Below are 16,594 nucleotides of genomic sequence, written 5' to 3'. Positions count from 1 at the left end.
ATATGCTTTTCGGAAACGTATTAAGTACCGTTGATCTCATGCAGCTTTCCCGGTTCACAGACCTCGGCCTGCGGGCGCTCATGCGCTTGACGGTCAGCAGTGGGGCCGAGGAACGAGTCACCGTCAAACTTATTGCGCGACAGGTAAACGCCTCCGAGAACTATGTCGCGAAGGCGGTCTCGCGCCTCGCCGAACTGGGCTACGTCGAGTCCCAGCGCGGGCGCACCGGCGGGATCTTCCTGACCGAGGCCGGTCGCACCACCACCATCGGCATCATTGTCCGCCAGCTCGAATGCGATAACGAAGTCATCGATTGCGTCGGCGACAATCCGTGCCCACTCGCGAATGCCTGTCGTTTGCGGGGCGTGCTCGCCACCGCGCAGAACGCCTTCTATGCCGAGCTGGACCGGTACGTGCTCGCCGATCTGGTGGATCAGCGCACCGTGGATCTGCTGCATATGCCGGTATTCCCGGTAGCCGCACTCATCGACACCTAGGAGACCTCATGAGGCCCGCGCCGGATTCTGCCCTCGACAATGCCGTTTCAACGCTGGAGCGGGCCGTCGAACTGGAACCGGAGCACGCCGAGGTGATCCGCGCGACCCTGCCCCTGGTGGGCGCGCACATCGATCAGATCACCCCGCTGTTCTACTCGAAGATGTTCGCCGCGCACCCGGACCTGTTGCGCGACCGCTTCAATCGCGGCAATCAGCGTCAGGGCGCCCAGCAGAAGGCCCTCGCCGCCTCTATCGCGACGTTCGCCACCCACCTGGTCGATCCGGCGCTCCCGCATCCCCGGGAACTGTTGTCCCGCATCGGGCACAAGCACGTCTCGCTCGGTGTCACCGAACCCGAGTACCGCATCGTGCACGAGCATCTGTTCGCCGCCATCGTCGAGGTGCTGGGCGCTGACACGGTGACGCCGGAGATCGCGGCGGCCTGGGATCGCGTGTATTGGCTGATGGCAACGACTCTCATCGATTTCGAGCGCGAACTCTACGATGAGGCCGGGGTCGAGCCCGGTGACGTGTTCCGCGAAGCCCGGGTGGTGCAACGCCTCGACGATCCGTCCGGGGTGGTGACCTTCGTGGTGGAATCCGCCGATCCGGCGCGTCCGCTGCCGGGATTCCTTCCGGGGCAATATATCTCGGTCGGCGCGCGCCTCAGCGACGGTGCCCGGCAGTTGCGCCAGTACAGCCTGGTCAACCGTGGCGGGGACGGTCGCCTGGCCTTCAGCGTGCGCAAGGTGCTCGCCGAGGAGAACACGCCCGACGGTGAGGTCTCGTCCTGGCTGCACGACACCGTGCATACCGGCGACAGCCTCGAAATCACGCTGCCCGCCGGTGATCTCACCATCGACACCGAGGCCGGGACGCCGCTCGTGCTGATCTCCGCGGGCATCGGTGTCACCCCGATGGCCGGCATCCTGGAATACCTGGCCGCCGAGACCCCGACGCGCCGCACGGTCATCCTGCACGCCGACCGTTCCAGCACCGCGCATCCGCTGCGCGACACCGTCGCCGATCTGGCGAAGCGGCTGAGCGACGTCTACCTGCGCGCCTGGTACCGCGCGGACGGCCACGGCCTGCTGGATGTGACCCGGGTCGAGCTGCCCGAGGACGCCGACTACTACCTCTGCGGCGGCACCGAATTCCTGCAGTACGTGCGGGCTCAGCTGATGTCCGCCGGAATCCCTTCGGACCGAGTCCATTTCGAACTCTTCGCCCCCAACGACTGGCTGCTGGACGCCGACCAGACCCCGGTCCCGGCCTAGATCTCGCGCAGGCGGGCCCAGCTCCCGCCTACGCGGTCGCGACCGCGATGGTCGCGAGCACTCCACCCAACCACGGGGTGTAGTGCGCGGGTTCGGCCGCGACATCCTCCGCGAGGGTGTCGGGCCGGACCCATGCGATATCGGCCACCTCGTCCGGATTCGGTTCCGGCGCGGCATGGTCGAGCGTCCCGATCAGCACGTGGTCGAACTCGAACTCGACGCGCCCGGTGTTCGGATCGGTGGCCTGATAGGTGAAGGCGCCGACCTCGGTGAGCTCCGCGGTGATCCCGAGCTCCTCCTGCAGCCGCTTGGCCGCCGCCTCGACGACCGCCTGCCCCGGCTCCGGATGCCCGCAGCAGGTATTGGTCCACAGCAGCGGGAACCGCGTCTTCACGCCGGCCCGCTGCTGCAACAGCGCCTGCCCGGCGGCGTCGAACAGCAGCACCGAGAACGCTCGATGCAGCCGCCCGGGCGCGGTGTGCGCCGCCGCCACCGACAGCGATCCCTGCGCCCGGCCCTGCTCGTCCACGAGCTCGACGAGCAGGGTCTCACGGTCTACCGCCGGTCCGGCGGCCGTAGCGTTGGAGGTGTCAGGTGAGCCGGTCACCGGCCCACCTTATCCGCGGTGATCATCAGGTACTGGAAGCTGCCCTCCTTGTACGAGGTCAGGAACGGCTTCTCGACGCCGGTCGCCAGTTCGGAATGGGTGCGCAGTTCCCAGTAGGGGATGGTCGCCGGGGTGAGGTCGGTGACCGCGACCGGGACCAGATTATTGGCGGCGAGGGCCTTGAAGTACTCGCTGCGCGGGTGGATATTGCAGCCGTAGTGGGCGTCGATCCAGCTCACCGAGGCCGAGCGCGCGCCGAACACGTCATTGGAGCAGCCGGTGATGCAGACGTAGCGGCCGCCCGGCTCGAGCAGCCGCGAGAACTCGGCGAACAGCTCGAAAAGGTCGACGTACATGGTGGTTTCATTGGTCCAGATGCCACGCCGCGAGCCGGTCTCGAAACCGGTGTCGAGCATGTTCTTGAAGTGGAAGCGGACCTTCTCGCTGACACCGCGCTCGCGGGCCTGCTCATTGGCGAAACCCACCTGGTATTCGGAGATGGTGACGCCGTCCATCTGGCAGCCGAAGCGCTGATTGGCCATGAAACTGGTGCCGCCACGCCCGGATCCGCCGTCCATCAGCCGGTCGCCGGGGCGGACGTCGCCGAGCTGGTCGAGCAGTAAGTCGGCCTGCGCGGTCTCGAGCCGGTGCAGTTCCTTGACCAGACGGTCCTGGCGGGTCTCCTCGGGACCCTCCAGCACCGACAGGTCGGGCTCGCCGATGCCGTAGTGGTGGTGGTACAGCCCGTCGACCTCGCCGAGTTTGGTGTTGACGCGGTCGTCGTTGGGATTGTTGTTCCAGTAGGACGCGACCGACTTCTGGTACTCGGTCTTCAGGACGGCGTCGGGCTGGGGGTGGAGCGCGGTCATGGCAGGTCATCCTCTCGAATGGGCGATATGACGCTGGAAGTACTGCGCACGGAACAGACGGTGTTTCAGGGGGTTTCGTTGTAGCGGCGGCTGTCGGCGTGCCAGGCGCGATTGCCGCCCATCCAGGCCCACAGGCCGGTCAGGAAGCGGTGCAACTCCGGGGAACCGGTGGCGGCGAGCAGGCCCGCCTCGGCTTCGAAGCGGTGTACCAGTTCGTCGTGGACCTCGGCGGTGCGTTGCACGGCCTCCTGGCGGGTGCAGTTCTCCTCGGCGGCCAGCACGGTCGGGAGATTGAATTCCCTTCCGCCGGAGAGATCTTCGCGCGCCATGGAGTAGAGATCGTTGACCATCTGGCTGGCCAGCGCGGCAGTGGTGACCACCCGCCGCACCCGCGGATCGGTGTACTCCGCGGCCGACAGTTCGTAACCGCCGACCGCGTCGAGCGGGGCCATACACGGCAGGAAGCTGTGCGGTTGCCGATTGAGCAGGTATTCCCAGACCGGCGGCATGCGCCCCGCGGTCCGCCAGCCGGCCTCCGCGCCGAGCGCGATGAACCAGCCCGCGATCTCGGTCCGCAACCGCGCCACCTGGGCGGGGGTAGCGAACTGCGAAAGGTGCTCGAAGGAAGTACGGAAGGCCCGCAGAATCGGATCGTTCTGCATCGCCTCCTCCACCTTCACCTGATACCGCGCGGGCAGATGCACCGGATCCATGGCGGCGGCGGCCAATTCGAGCCGCGGCCCGAGCTCGGCCTCCGCACTGGAGCGGGACCCGTCCGGCGCGATATCGCTGGCGTCCTCCTCGCAGTAGTAGTCGTCCACCGACCACTCCGACACCGCGCACTTCGCCGCCGCCAGCAGCTTGTCCGCATCATCGCAGTCCGGATGCGCCAGCATGATCAGCCGCCCGAAATCCGCCTTCCGCAGATCATCCAGCCGCCCCTCGTACAGCCCGATCTGCTCGGCCCACCCCAGAATCCCGACATTCACCGCCTCGGCCAGCACCGGATCGTCCCGCACCGGCGGCGGACAGTACAGCGCCGGAATCACCGACCCCTTGGCCCGCCGCTCCGACCCGGTCCCGATCCCACTGGGACCGTGCGAGAACCGCCGCGCCCCGGCCGCTTGCTTCGGATCGGGCAGCAGCGCCGCCGCGTCCGTGGGACTCGTGCGGTTGGCGGACGCCGTCCCGATTCCGGTGGGACCGTTCGCGATCCGCCGAGGCGGGTTACCGCCGGGCGGACTCGAGCGGCTACCGAGGTCGATCGCCGGTCGGGTGGCCGAAGGTCCCGTCGGGGCGTCGATTTCGTGCGCGGAGTGGGTTTCCGCCGGTGGGGAGGGTTGCCAGCCCGAGCCGAAGGTGCGGGGGATGGGGCGGAGGGGTTGGGCGGGTGGGGAGGTGGGGGGTTGGGGCGTCGGCACCGCGCCGCCAGCAGGCGACGGCGGACGCGATGCCTGTCCCGCGAGCTCCGTGATCACCTGGGGGTTGGGTAGGTTCACGCGGAGACTCGGGGCCCCGAGGCCCTCGGGGCCGAGTAACCGTCGGGGGCTGTGGGCCTCGGCGGCGTCGGAGGCGCCGAGGCTCGGATCATCCAGCGCGGCAACGGCTTGCGTTGCCGCGAGCAGGGTCGCGGGTGCGGTGGTGTCGAGGTTGTTCAGCAGGGCGGCGACGGCCGCCGCCACCTCGGAGGTGGCAGGCGGGGCCGCGGCGCGGGAGAGCACCGACATGGCTGGTCACCCCGCTCAGTCGGACTTGCGGGCGACCAGCACATTGTCGAGAATGCCGAGCGCGTCGGGGACCAGGACGGCGGCCGAGTAGTAGCAGCTGACCAGGTAGGAGATGATCGACTGATCGTCGATGCCCTTGAAGCGCACGTTCAGGCTGGGCTCGTACTCGTCCGGAATTCCGGTCTGGTGCAGGCCGATCACGCCCTGATCCTTCTCGCCGGTGCGCATGGCGAGGATCGAGGTGGTCTGAGTGTCGCTGACCGGGATCTTGCCGCACGGGAAGATCGGCACCCCGCGCCAGGCGGGCACGCGGTGACCGTCCACCTCGACCGGGTCGGGATACAGTCCGCGCTTGGAACATTCGCGGCCGAAGGCGGCGATCGCCTTGGGGTGGGCCAGGAACAGCTTGGTGCTGCGGCGCATGGACAGCAGTTCGTCCATATCGTCCGGAGTGGGCGCGCCGGACTCGGAGTAGATGCGCTGCTTGAGGTCACAGTTGTTGAGCAGGCCGAAGTCCGGATTGTTGACCAGGTCGTATTCGCGGCGCTCGTAGAGGGCCTCGATGGTCAGGCGCAACTGCTGCTCGATCTGATCCATCGGGTCGTTGAACAGGTCGGCGACACGGGTGTGCACCCGCAGCACCGACTGCGCCAGGCTCAGTTCGTATTCGCGGGGCTGGGAGTCGTAGTCGACATATGTGCCGTCGAGCACGGGCTCGCCGTGGTGACCGGAGGAGATGACGATCTCGGCCTCGCCGTACTTGTTCTGCGGCAGCGCCGGCGCCTCCGCGATGGCCGAAAGATGTTCGGCCAGCGCCGGAATGTTCTCCGACAGCTGGACGACCTGGGAGCGGGCCAGCACCAGGATGGTGGTGGGGGTGACGGTCTTGATGGTGACCGGCCAGATCGCATCGGGATCGGTCAGCGTCTCGTCGCCGAAGAAGTCACCGCCGCCGAGCATGCCGAGCTTGGTGGTCTCGCCGTATTCACCGGTGCCGATCTTGGACAGCTTGCCGTGCACGATCAGCAGCACCTGATCCATCGGGTTGCCGAATTCGGCGACCACGGTGCCCGCGGGCAGATCCCGCTGTTCGAAGCGTGCGGCCACGGTGGCCAGGATCTCCTCGTCGTCGAAGCCGCGCAGCTGCGGCAGCTCCTGCAGTTCGAGGGGGATGACCCGGGCGTGCGGGCCGTTGATGATGTACTCCACCTCGCCGTTGCCGACGGTGTGGGTCAGACGGCGGTTGACCCGGTAGACACCACCTTTCACCTGACTCCACGGCAGCGAGCGGGTCAGCCAGCGCGAGCTGATGCCCTGCATCTGGGGTTCGGACTTGGTGGTGTGCGCGAGCTGGTGGGCGGCAGCGGTACTGAGGGTCTTGCGCTGGCCGTTTTCGGTTTGCAGGGGCATTTCGATGGTCATGCTGCGGTCCTCACCTCGAAGGGCCACCGCGACTGAGGGCGGTGGAGTCCACGGCGAAACAGCAGGCCGGGACGGGGCCTGCGTGAGTTAGACAAGTGAGTGAATTGACATGCGCGACAGTGCGTTCCAGCGCTACCGATGGTAGAACTCCGGCCCGCGTGGTGTATCGAAAAGGCAAAACATGATGCCTGGAATGTTGCTGTATCGCGTAAACCCCGAACGGCCGGTTTGCTTCGGGTGGCCCCACATGGCTCTGATCACAGCGCCAGCGCAGTAGGGTGGTGCTATGGCAAGCTCATCGAGACGCGTCGGGGCGGGTGACGCTGGTCAAGGCCAGGAAAAGTCTGGGAGTGAAGCCGTGAAATTCAATACGAGGTCCGTCGTGGGTCCGATCGAGCGACTGGTCGCGACCGCACAGAACGGGCTCGAAGTGCTCCGGTTCGGGGGACTGGTGCACGAGATCGAATCGTCGCCCTACGAGGTGGTGGAGCGCAAGCGGATGTACCGCCTGCGGCACTACTTCCCGGACGACACCGTCGCCGATCGTCCGGTCGTGGTGCTGGTGCCGCCGATCATGGTGACCGCCGAGATCTGGGACGTGAATGCCGCCGACGGGGCGGTCGGCATTCTGCACGAGGGCGGAATCGACTGCTGGGTGGTCGATTTCGGCTCACCCGCCACCGAAGAGGGCGGCATGGACCGCGACCTCGCCGACCACGTGCTGGCCGTCTCCAGCGCCATCGACTCCGTCACCGAAATCACCGGGCGCGGAGTGCATGTCATGGGGTACTCGCAGGGCGGCATGTTCGCCTACCAGGTCGCGGCCTACCGCGCCGGTAAGGGCGTCGAGTCCATCGTGACCTTCGGCAGCCCGGTCGACGCCGTGGCGGGCATGCCCTTCGGACTGCCGCACGGGCTGGTCTCCGACGCCGCCGACTTCCTCACCGACCATGTGCTCAACCGGCTGCCGATCACCGATTCCATGGTGCGCCTTGGCTTTCAGGCCCTGGACCCGGTCAAGACCGCGCGTGCTCGCATCGACTTCCTGCGCCAGCTGCACAACCGCGAGGCGCTGCTGCCCAAGGAACGGCAGCGCCGCTTCCTCGAGGCCGACGGCTGGCTCGGCTACCCGGGCCCCGCGCTGACCGACCTGCTGCAGCAGTTCGTCAAACACAATCGAATGATGCTGGGCGGGTTCGTGATCCGCGATCAGCTCATCTCGCTGGCGGAGATCACCTGCCCGATCCTGGCCTTCGTCGGCGAGGTCGACGACATCGGCCAGCCCGCCGCCGTGCGCGGCATCGTGCGGGCCGCCCCGAACTCCGACGTGTACGAAGCCAGCATCGTCGCAGGGCATTTCGGGCTGGTGTCGGGTTCCACCGCCACCCGCCAGACCTGGCCGGTGGTGCGCGACTGGGTCAACTACCTCAGCGGCCGCGCCGAACTGCCCGCACAGGTCGAGCGGATGAGCACCGAGGTGGTGCGCAACGGTCCGCGCACCGGGCTCACCCGCGCCGTGCACGCGCTGGGCAGCCTCGCCGAGGCCGGGACCAGCCTGGGCAAGACCATCGAGGGCGTCGCCGGGCAGACCTTGCGCGGCACCGTCGAACTCACCGGCGAGGCCGCCCGCGCATTGCCGCGCCTGACCCGCCTGGGCATGATCCAGCCGCACACCCGAATCTCGCTGGGCCGCTTGCTCGCCGAACAGGCACGACGCGGGCCGCAGCGGGAACTGTTCCTGTTCGACGATCGCGTGCACACCGCCGAGGCGGTCAACCAGCGCATCGACAATGTGGTGCGCGGGCTGATCTCGGTCGGCGTGCGCCCGGCCACCCGGGTCGGCGTCGTGATGGAGACCCGGCCCAGTGCACTGGCCGCCGTCGCCGCGCTGTCCCGGCTCGGCGCGGTCGCGGTGCTGCTCGCGCCCGGCAGTGAACTGTCCAAGGTCGCGGAGTTGACCGGGGCCAAGCTGCTGCTCACCGATCCGGAGAATCTGGCGAACGCCGCGGCCACCGGCCATCGTGTGCTGGTGCTCGGCGGTGGCGATGCCCGCGGCCTCGATATTCCCGCGGGCACCGATGTGGTCGATATGGAGCAGATCGATCCCACCGCGGTGACCCTGCCCGCCTGGTACCGCCCGGATCCGGGCCTGGCCCGGGAGCTGGCGTTCATTCTGGTGACCGGCACCGGCGACAAGTTCGACGTCAAATACGTGACCAACCACCGCTGGGCGCTCTCGGCCTTCGGTACCGCGTCGGCGGCGGATCTGGGCCGCCACGACACCGTGTACTGCCTTGCGCCGCTGCATCATTCGTCCGGTTTGCTGGTGAGCCTGGGCGGCGCGGTGGCGGGTGGCAGCCGGATCGCGCTGGCCCGCTCGCTGGATCCGGCGCGCTTCGCCGAGGAGGTGCACCGCTACGGCGTCACGGTGGTTACCTACACCTGGACCATGCTGCGCGACATCCTCGACGCCGACACCTTCCCCAACGGGCATCCGCACCCGATCCGCCTGTTCATCGGTTCCGGTATGCCGCGCGGCCTGTGGCGGCGCACCCAGGAGCGGTTCGAACCGGCCCGGGTGCTCGAGTTCTACGCCTCCATCGAGGGAGATGTGGTGCTGGCCAACGTGTCCGGCGCGAAGGTCGGTTCGAAGGGCCGTCCGGTGCCCGGCACCGCCAAGGTCGAACTCATCGGCTACGACCCGCTCACCGACGAAATCCAGGTCGAGGACACGGGTTTCGCGCGTCGCTGCGCCGACAACGAGGTGGGGCTACTGATCGGTACCGTCTCCGATGCGGTCGAGCTGTCCGCGGGTGGCCTGCGCGGCGTCTTCGCGCCCGGCGATTCCTGGATGCCGACGGAGAACCTCTTCCGCCGCGATCCGGACGGTGACTACTGGCTGATGGACCGGCGCGACACGGTCATCCCGACCACTCGCGGTCCCGTCTACACGCAGCCGATCGTAGACGCGCTCAACGACATCACAGCCGTCGACATGGAAGTGGCGTTCGCGCTCCCCACCCGGGACCGTGTCCTCGCGGTGGCTGCCGTCAGCGTCCGCGCCGGCTTCGGGCTCGCCCCGAAGGACGTCACCGAGGCGGTGCGCGTGCTGCCCGCCGACCAGCGTCCCGACATCGTCTACGTCGTCGACGACATCCCGCGCAGCTCCACCTACCGTCCCTCGACGCGGGCCGTGCAGGCGGCCGGTCGCTCCGAACCCGACGACCGCACCTGGTGGTACAACCGCGCCACCGAGTCCTACGAGGTACTCACCACGGAACTCGCCGCACGCCTCTTCGCCTGACCGGAGCTTTCCGGGCCCCGCGGTAGGCCGATTCGGTGACCGATCCGCAGGTCTACTGCGGGGCGCTGTGGGGCTGTTAGAGTGCGCTGCTGTCTTGTTCGGGGTGGCGGGGATTGTCGATATCGAGGGGAATCGGGCGGGGATGAAGCGCGTGTTCGTGGCGGCCACGATGGGAGCGGCGGCTATCGCGGTGGCGACGGGGGTGGCCGATGCCGGGCCCGGCGAGGTGAGCGATGGCGATCCGAATGTGATTGCGTCGATGCAGGTTCGGCAGATCGCCTTCGGTACCGATATCGCGGCGGGGCGGTGGGTGCTGACGCCGCCCGCGGCCGGAATCGCTTGCTACTGGGGCTATGTGGCGTATCCGGGCCACGACGCGGACGGCAAACCGTATGCGCCGTGGACCGACACCGTCCGTGTGGTCGGGCCTGCGGGCTGGACGGGTCAGTTCGATCCCGGTGCGTTGATCGAGACCAACTGCTACTTGCACCGCGCCGAGGGCTGAGGCTCCCGGGTCAGCGTGGAACGTGCTCGGTGTCCAGCGCGTCGATGCGTGCCATGTCGAGAAGTCGTTCGGCCTCGTCGACCAGATGGAGCAGATAGTCGCGGATGCTGGAGAATTGCTCGGTCATCAGATAGGCCGGCCATTGGATCACTCGGCCCGCCTCGTCGGTGCCGATCGCCCAGGCTCGGAGCCCGGCCTCGGTGCTGACCGCCAACGGGGTGAGGTCCGGATACACCGGAACCGGTTCGCCGGTGCCGATTTCCAGGCGCTGCGCGGCCGCGTACGCCCTGTCGACGGCCGCCCGCCAGCGGGTGCCGTCCCGCAGTTCCGCGACACTCAGCAGGTCGACGGCACCGAAGCCGGTCACGGAATGGGCGACCGGAGCGATGCTCGGCCAGCCGTCGGTGCTCGAGAGCAGTAGCCGGTGCTCGGCCGGGAGAGACAGCTCCCGCGTCAGCGCGTCGATCCGGTCCGCGGTCGCGCCCGGGTTGGCATCCGGTCCCGGTTCGGGCAGCCAGATCGGGCGGATGGCCCGGAAGGCGCGCCGCGACTCGCCCAGTTTCGCCACGATCTCCGGGATGCCGGGGCTCTCGGGGGTGACCGGTCGCCGCCAGGCCCGGCCGTGTGGACCGTACGATTCCCCGTCCAGCCAGTCGGTCTCGTTCTCCAACTCGCACCGCAGCCAGGTCTCGACGGTGTGGAAAACCGAGTTCGACCCGGAACTGAAGTCGCGGACCTGCCCGGCCGCGTGGTCCGGGCCGTCGGACATGATGACGAACGCCGTGGAATGGGAGTACTCGCAGATCGGCACCGCGTCGGCGCGATCAGCGGGCCACCCGAACATCGCGCCCCCGCCCGTCTCCGCGTAGATATCGATCATCTCCTGCGCCGCCCCCCACGCGGTGGACACTCCGATATCGGCCGTCCCCAACAGATTCCGACTCCCATCGAACTCCGGCCACCCATTCGCAACCTGCAACAACTGCCGATGAACCGGATCGAGCCGCCGCCCCAGCCGCCCCTCAGCAGCCTCCAGATCCGACTCCGAAGCACCCGGCCGCGGCAGCGTCGGCGGTGCATACAGCTCGGGCATCAGCAGAGCACGCCGCTCCCGCTGCAGAATGAACCCGTCGATCAATTCCGTCAGGACCCCGGTCAGGTCCACACCACCCGTCATCTCGATCCCCGCTGTCGTCGCCCCATGAGGTTTGCTAGAAGTATGCTGCATAGCTGGAATGGCCGTACCGGTTGCCCCTGATCAAGATCAAATATCTGCTTCCACGAGACCCGCGAATTCGTGAGTCAGAGCCGGCAGGGCCGCCCAGCGACGAGTCGCCCAGCCAACGGCGAGCGGCGGGACGAACGGCACCGGCACCCGACACACATCACCGCCGTCATAGGAGAGCGCCGGAACGAGGGCGTGCCCGATCCCGAGCCCTGCCAGCAGAACCGCCGTATTCCAGTCCGTCGCACCGTTTTCCGAATGCGGCCGGACTCCGAGCCGGGTCAGCGCGGCATCGAGATGGCGGCGCGAGACCGAATGCTCGGGCAGGCGGATAAGCGCGACATCGGCGAGGTCGGCAGGGGCGATGGTGGTGCGATCGGCCAGCGGGTCGTCGCCGTGCACCACCAGCACCCACGGCAGTTCGGTGACCGGGCGGAACTCGATACCGGCGACGGTCCTGCCGACGGTCACCCTCGCTGATCGCCCCGGCCATGAAATGCCGGATGGTCGTCGCGCCGGTATGCACCCGCACCGAACCGGCCTCCCCGCGCGCGAATTCGCCGAGCCGCCGCAATGCGAGATCCAGCCCCGCCATCCCCTCGCTGGCAGCCTCGTACAGCACCCATCCCTCGGCAGTCGGCGTCACCCCCTCCGAATGCCGTTCCAGCAGCCGCACCCCCGTAGCCTTCTCCAGCCGCTTCACATGCTGACTCACCGCAGGCTGCGTACACCCCAACTCCCGTGCCACCACACTCAAATTCCCCGCCCGGCACACCGCCACAAACACCCGCAGATCATCAAACGTCATCCCCACGACCCAACCGTAGTTCGTTCCACACCCAAGCCGAAACTTGGCCAGCACCAAGATATTCCGAGAATTGACCAGGTCACCGGCTTGCCCGAAGATCGTGATGGGCCCAAACGGCGGCAACCCGTCCCGCTTCTTCCGCTTGATCCGGACACACGCGGAAGCCCGGGACGGGTGCCGACCCTCCCCGCTGTGGAAGGCCGACGGTCTCACCACTGGCCGCGACGTATCAATTCCTTTGCGCGAATCGCGGCGTCGGGATTAGGGTGCCGTCCATGAAGGTCCTGTTGCGAATCGCTGCCGCGCGAGCTAGCTGCTCGCCGGTCGCTCTCGCCTGACCTCATTTCCCTTGTCGGCGACCGGAAACGGTTCGCTGACGGGTTCGCTTCCACGAGTGATCCGGCATGCGCGGTCGATTCCGGTCGAACTTGCTTCGATGGAGCCATCATCATGTTGACCACCGATCAGATCGTTCGTACCTTCCTGGAGTTCTTCCGTGAGCGCGGGCATGAACTCATGCCGGGGGGATCCCTCATCCCGTCACCGGGGGATCCGGTGCTGTTCACCACGTCCGGAATGCATCCGCTGACGCCGTATCTGCGGGGGCAGCCGCATCCGTCGGGGCGGCGGCTGACCAACAGGCAACGGTGTCTGCGCACCACCGATCTGGATGAGGTCGGGGACGACACTCACCTGACGGTGTTCGAGATGCTCGGATCATGGTCGCTGGGGGACTACGGCGGACCGCAGAGTCTGCAATGGGGTTATGAACTGCTGCGCCCCGGGTTCGGCATCGACCCGGGGCGGATCCACGTCACCGTCTTCGGCGGCGACGAACAGGTCGAACCGGACCACGAATCGCAGCGCACCTGGGAACAGTTGGGCGTGCCGGTCGAACCGACCACGCACGACAACTGGTGGTCCAACGGCCCCACCGGGCTCTGCGGCCCGGACTCGGAGATCTTCGTCTGGACGGGCCCCGGAATCCCGCAGGGCACACCGACATTCGATGACCGCTGGGTGGAAGTCTGGAATCACGTCATGATGCGCTACGTCCGACATCCAGACGGCAGTCTCGAATCTCTGCCGAGGCCCAACATCGACACCGGGCTCGGATTGGAACGGCTGGTATCGATCCTGCAGAACAAGCGTTCCGTCTACGAAACCGACCTCTTTCAGCCCTGGCTGACCCTGCTGCCACCGCTGTGGGAGTCTCTCGACGAACCGTCCCTGCGATTGGTATCGGATCATTTGCGTTCCAGCACAGTGATTCTCGGCGACGGAGTCACCCCATCCCCGAACGGGCGCGGCTACGTCCTGCGCCGACTCATCCGCCGCACCCTGACAACCCTCCGGCAACAGGACCCGACCCGATCCCTCTCCGACCTGCCACCAGAGCTGATCGACCACACCCTCGACCATTTCCAGCAATCGATCGACCCGGTCGACGTGCGCACCGTCCTGCTCGACGAGGAACGCAAATTTGACCTCCTACTGGAACGGGGACGAAAAATCTTGTCGAACAAGCGGTTCGGCGAGACCCTGAGCGAGCACGACTATCGGTACCTGCACGACACCCACGGCCTGCCTCGCGAGCTCATCGTATTTCTCGGCTCAGAATCCGGGAGGTGAGACTGGTGTAAATCCGCCCATTGGCTGTCGTCGGGTCCGGCTGCGCAAAACGACCGCGGTCACGATAATCGCGATGCCCACCAAGAGGCCGCCGAGGCCGACGAGTGCGGCGATCAACAGGGTTGTCGCGATGGAGGAGCCGAGGCCGTCGCCGATGGCCAGGGTCTCGCCCGGATCTCCCTCGGTTTCCAGGTGGTATGTGCCGCTCTGGGTGGCTCGGAAGGAATACTCGGCACGCCCTTCGCGGGTGCCGAATTGATATGTCTCGGTCGAGCTGTAGGGTTTCCAGGTCACGACCTGGCCGGAGGGATCCTTGAGGCGGCCTCGCGTCGACCCTGGGACATCGTCGGAGGAAGCACCGGCGTACTCGAAATAGACCGTGTAGTCATGGCCCGCCTCGAGATTCACGTTGGCGGAACAGGGCATCTCGAACCGCTGAAAGCCATCCACGGCGTGCGCCATCCGCATGAATCCACTCACCCCGACCCCGATCGCGCCGGCGAATCCCACCACGATCACGAGCACCCCGGCAACGATCCACCACCCCGATGGGCGGGGTCGCTGTGCGGGCTGCGCTGCCCCGCTCGGATAGAATGTCGGGTATCCCCCCGGCTGGGTCATGCTCGGTTCCTCCCATACGGCGGCCACATCCGTTGAGTACGTAGCCATTCGAACCAAACGTAGCGGTGCGTACGCGCCGCTGCTCGCTAGTCGATCGATTCGAACCCGTGCGGTATGCCTCGTATGCTCGGCCCGGAATGGGCATTCGATAGGGGGCGGGTTTGACAGTCGATGTGCAGGTACGGGTGGGGCGAGTTCGGCGGGTATTTCCGCAGATTCGGCGTGGACTGCTGGGGGCGGGCGCGGCGGTGTGGGCGGTGGGGTGCGTGTACCGGACGCTGCCGGTACCCGACGCTGGGTGTCATACGGTGGATTTCGGCGGTGTGAGCGCGAGGTCGCTGCTGATCGTCGAGATTGTGACCGGAGTGGTGCTGCTGACGGCGATCCTGGTGACCGAGCGGGCCGCCCCATGGGCGTCGCTGGGCGTCGTCTGGCCGCTCTTCGCGCTACTCGTCCTGCAGGACGCCGGGATCGCGCCTTTCGGCCACTACATCAACGTTCATTCGCTGTCCGATTCCGCATTCCTCGCGGTCCCGGCAATGTGGTTCGCGACAACGGCGCTCGGAGTCGCCGGACTGGCCCACACCGCGGCCGTGGTCGGCACCGGCCTGCGTGGCCGCAGCGTGTTCGCGGCGCCGCCGTCCCGGACCCGAATACCGCTGAGCCTGCTCGTCGGCGCAGTCGTCGGCCTCTGTCTGTCGATACCGATCTGCGTGAGCGTCTGGGACGACTCGGGACTCTGCTACGTCGAATACGACTCGGAGTAGTCCCCGGGTGAACCAACCGGCGTCGCGGGTCGTGGTGATGGTGTTGGTTCGGAAAACCTTATGCAACATCATATTTCGATGATGCTTACCTCGAAGGGGTGGGTGGTCATGGCGCGTACTGCTGGCGGTGTGGTTGCGGAAGATGTTGATCGGGAAGAAGTTTCGGTCGTGAGGAAAGTGGCGGCCGAGGGGGTGGGAACCTTTCTGCTGGTGTTCGGCGGGGTGGGGACCGCCGTGCTCGCAGGGTCCAGGGTTGGGGCGCTGGGGGTGTCGCTGGCGTTCGGATTCACCCTGTTGTGCCTGGCCTACACGTTGGGGCGGGTATCCGGATGTCACATCAATCCCGCTGTGACACTGGGGCATTTGCTCTTGGGGCGGATCAATGCGGTGACGGCGGGACTGTATGTGGTGGCGCAGGCAGTGGGTGCCCTGGTCGGGGGTCTGCTGGTGTACGCCGTCGCCGCCGGATTGCCCGACTATCACCGGGATGTCGACGGGCTCGCCGCGAACGGGTGGGGTGAGTACGGGCCGCAACGGGCGGCCGCGAAGGACGGGTACGGGCTGGGTTCGGTCATTGTCGTCGAAGTGGTGCTGACGGCACTGCTCGTGCTGGTGGTGCTGGCCGTCACCGACAAGGTGGCCGACACCGCGCTGGCGGGTGTGGCGATCGGAATCACCTTGGCGGTGACCAATTTCGTGGCCATCCCGGTCGACAATGCCTCGATCAATCCGGCGCGCAGTCTCGCCTCGGCACCGTTCCAAGAGGACGCCTGGGGTCAGCTGTGGGCGTTCATCGTGTTCCCGTTGATCGGCGGTGCGCTCGGCGCGCTGGCCTACGCCGGTGTGTTCGGGAGATGGTCCGCCTGAACCAGATCCGCCCGCACCCTGAGGTGGTGGCCGAGGTCACCGGTCAGCAGGGTGTGGACGGTCCGTTCCGTGAAACGCCACGACCCGTCGGCGCGTTCGAAGCGGTCGTGGTAGCGGCCGGTGGCGATCGGTTGCAGCGGCAGGTCCGGAAGGGCTTGGAAGACGGTGAAATAGGAGCGCGCGGTCGCGGTGTCGGCCGCGTCGTCGAATTCGATCGCGGTGTTCGTGGTGACGTGATGGGTGCGCGGCGTGCCGTCCTCGTAGCGGATCACCAAGGCGCGGAACATCTTCTCGATGGCCGAAGGACCCTCGATCGCGGTCCCGCTGCCGATGAACACACCGTGGCTGAACAGGGCGGCGACGGCGGCGAAATCGCCGTCGTCGACCAGTTCCGCGTACTTCGCGATCAGATTGGTGATGGCGGTGCTGTCGGCGTGAGAGCTCATGCCCCGAGGTTAGTCAGACA

General features: G+C 67.1%; 15 protein-coding genes and 1 pseudogene. 7 read left to right on the top strand and 9 right to left on the bottom strand.

What is annotated here, in order from left to right; genetic code table 11:
• Positions 1-38 precede the first annotated feature (38 nt).
• Complete coding sequence (locus ACFXHA_RS43905) at positions 39-497, top strand: RrF2 family transcriptional regulator (protein WP_379367122.1); 459 nt, start codon at positions 39-41, stop codon at positions 495-497.
• 8 nt (positions 498-505) lie between these two features.
• Complete coding sequence (locus ACFXHA_RS43900; protein ID WP_379367120.1) at positions 506-1,774, top strand: globin domain-containing protein; 1,269 nt, start codon at positions 506-508, stop codon at positions 1,772-1,774.
• A 28-nt stretch (positions 1,775-1,802) separates the two neighbouring features.
• Here the strand turns inward: ACFXHA_RS43900 and idi are convergent, their stop codons facing one another.
• The 4 genes from idi to ACFXHA_RS43880 form a co-directional block, all read right to left on the bottom strand.
• Positions 1,803-2,381: an isopentenyl-diphosphate Delta-isomerase gene (gene idi, locus ACFXHA_RS43895; protein WP_379367118.1), complete on the bottom strand. Its 579-nt coding sequence runs from the start codon at positions 2,379-2,381 to the stop codon at positions 1,803-1,805.
• Positions 2,378-3,250: a geranyl diphosphate 2-C-methyltransferase gene (locus ACFXHA_RS43890; protein ID WP_379367116.1), complete on the bottom strand. Its 873-nt coding sequence runs from the start codon at positions 3,248-3,250 to the stop codon at positions 2,378-2,380. Before ACFXHA_RS43890 ends, idi begins: the two co-directional genes overlap by 4 nt.
• Before the next feature lie 65 nt (positions 3,251-3,315).
• Complete coding sequence (locus ACFXHA_RS43885; RefSeq protein ID WP_379367114.1) at positions 3,316-4,977, bottom strand: family 2 encapsulin nanocompartment cargo protein terpene cyclase; 1,662 nt, start codon at positions 4,975-4,977, stop codon at positions 3,316-3,318.
• A gap of 15 nt (positions 4,978-4,992) precedes the next feature.
• Entirely contained in the window at positions 4,993-6,399 is a 1,407-nt protein-coding gene (locus tag ACFXHA_RS43880) for a family 2B encapsulin nanocompartment shell protein (RefSeq protein WP_379367112.1), read from the bottom strand.
• 358 nt (positions 6,400-6,757) lie between these two features.
• Here ACFXHA_RS43880 and ACFXHA_RS43875 point away from each other — a divergent pair, with 358 nt between their 5' ends.
• Positions 6,758-9,703: an AMP-binding protein gene (locus tag ACFXHA_RS43875; protein WP_379367110.1), complete on the top strand. Its 2,946-nt coding sequence runs from the start codon at positions 6,758-6,760 to the stop codon at positions 9,701-9,703.
• A 142-nt stretch (positions 9,704-9,845) separates the two neighbouring features.
• A complete protein-coding gene (locus ACFXHA_RS43870; protein ID WP_379367108.1) occupies positions 9,846-10,208 on the top strand; it encodes a hypothetical protein in 363 nt (120 codons plus the stop codon).
• A gap of 10 nt (positions 10,209-10,218) precedes the next feature.
• Here the strand turns inward: ACFXHA_RS43870 and ACFXHA_RS43865 are convergent, their stop codons facing one another.
• The 3 genes and pseudogenes from ACFXHA_RS43865 to ACFXHA_RS43855 form a co-directional block, all read right to left on the bottom strand.
• Positions 10,219-11,385, bottom strand: coding sequence for an SMI1/KNR4 family protein (locus ACFXHA_RS43865; RefSeq protein WP_379367106.1), 1,167 nt, complete (start codon positions 11,383-11,385; stop codon positions 10,219-10,221).
• Positions 11,386-11,472: 87 nt separating this feature from the next.
• Complete coding sequence (locus ACFXHA_RS43860) at positions 11,473-11,904, bottom strand: LysR family transcriptional regulator substrate-binding protein (protein ID WP_379367104.1); 432 nt, start codon at positions 11,902-11,904, stop codon at positions 11,473-11,475.
• A 166-nt stretch (positions 11,905-12,070) separates the two neighbouring features.
• A pseudogene (locus ACFXHA_RS43855) lies at positions 12,071-12,241 on the bottom strand (LysR family transcriptional regulator); the annotation flags it as partial.
• A gap of 450 nt (positions 12,242-12,691) precedes the next feature.
• Between ACFXHA_RS43855 and ACFXHA_RS43850 the strand changes: the two are divergent.
• Entirely contained in the window at positions 12,692-13,873 is a 1,182-nt protein-coding gene (locus ACFXHA_RS43850; RefSeq protein ID WP_379367103.1) for an alanine--tRNA ligase-related protein, read from the top strand.
• Here ACFXHA_RS43850 and ACFXHA_RS43845 read toward each other — a convergent pair.
• Complete coding sequence (locus tag ACFXHA_RS43845; RefSeq protein ID WP_379367101.1) at positions 13,856-14,398, bottom strand: hypothetical protein; 543 nt, start codon at positions 14,396-14,398, stop codon at positions 13,856-13,858. The genes ACFXHA_RS43850 and ACFXHA_RS43845 overlap by 18 nt on opposite strands.
• 257 nt (positions 14,399-14,655) lie before the next feature.
• Between ACFXHA_RS43845 and ACFXHA_RS43840 the strand changes: the two genes are divergently transcribed.
• Positions 14,656-15,261, top strand: coding sequence for a hypothetical protein (locus tag ACFXHA_RS43840; RefSeq protein WP_379367099.1), 606 nt, complete (start codon positions 14,656-14,658; stop codon positions 15,259-15,261).
• A 108-nt stretch (positions 15,262-15,369) separates the two neighbouring features.
• A complete protein-coding gene (locus tag ACFXHA_RS43835) occupies positions 15,370-16,128 on the top strand; it encodes an aquaporin (protein ID WP_379367097.1) in 759 nt (252 codons plus the stop codon).
• Here ACFXHA_RS43835 and ACFXHA_RS43830 read toward each other — a convergent pair.
• A complete protein-coding gene (locus ACFXHA_RS43830; protein WP_379367095.1) occupies positions 16,095-16,574 on the bottom strand; it encodes a nuclear transport factor 2 family protein in 480 nt (159 codons plus the stop codon). The two genes, ACFXHA_RS43835 and ACFXHA_RS43830, sit on opposite strands and share 34 nt — an antisense overlap.
• Positions 16,575-16,594: the final 20 nt, after the last annotated feature.

It is taken from the genome of Nocardia sp. NPDC059240, assembly GCF_042753865.1.
In the GTDB taxonomy this organism is placed as follows: domain Bacteria; phylum Actinomycetota; class Actinomycetes; order Mycobacteriales; family Mycobacteriaceae; genus Nocardia.
The sequence above is the reverse complement of the archived record's forward strand: the minus strand, read 5'-3'. Positions and strand labels throughout refer to the sequence as shown.

What these genes read in the sequence shown, in the direction of transcription:
- ACFXHA_RS43905 (WP_379367122.1), top strand. Translation starts at nt 39, where the DNA reads ATGCAGCTTTCCCGGTTCACAGACCTCGGCCTGCGGGCGCTCATGCGC.
- ACFXHA_RS43900 (WP_379367120.1), top strand. Translation starts at nt 506, where the DNA reads ATGAGGCCCGCGCCGGATTCTGCCCTCGACAATGCCGTTTCAACGCTG.
- ACFXHA_RS43890 (WP_379367116.1), bottom strand. Translation starts at nt 3,250, where the DNA reads ATGACCGCGCTCCACCCCCAGCCCGACGCCGTCCTGAAGACCGAGTAC.
- ACFXHA_RS43885 (WP_379367114.1), bottom strand. Translation starts at nt 4,977, where the DNA reads ATGTCGGTGCTCTCCCGCGCCGCGGCCCCGCCTGCCACCTCCGAGGTG.
- ACFXHA_RS43880 (WP_379367112.1), bottom strand. Translation starts at nt 6,399, where the DNA reads ATGACCATCGAAATGCCCCTGCAAACCGAAAACGGCCAGCGCAAGACC.
- ACFXHA_RS43870 (WP_379367108.1), top strand. Translation starts at nt 9,846, where the DNA reads ATGAAGCGCGTGTTCGTGGCGGCCACGATGGGAGCGGCGGCTATCGCG.
- ACFXHA_RS43865 (WP_379367106.1), bottom strand. Translation starts at nt 11,385, where the DNA reads ATGACGGGTGGTGTGGACCTGACCGGGGTCCTGACGGAATTGATCGAC.
- ACFXHA_RS43850 (WP_379367103.1), top strand. Translation starts at nt 12,692, where the DNA reads ATGTTGACCACCGATCAGATCGTTCGTACCTTCCTGGAGTTCTTCCGT.
- ACFXHA_RS43835 (WP_379367097.1), top strand. Translation starts at nt 15,370, where the DNA reads ATGGCGCGTACTGCTGGCGGTGTGGTTGCGGAAGATGTTGATCGGGAA.
- ACFXHA_RS43830 (WP_379367095.1), bottom strand. Translation starts at nt 16,574, where the DNA reads ATGAGCTCTCACGCCGACAGCACCGCCATCACCAATCTGATCGCGAAG.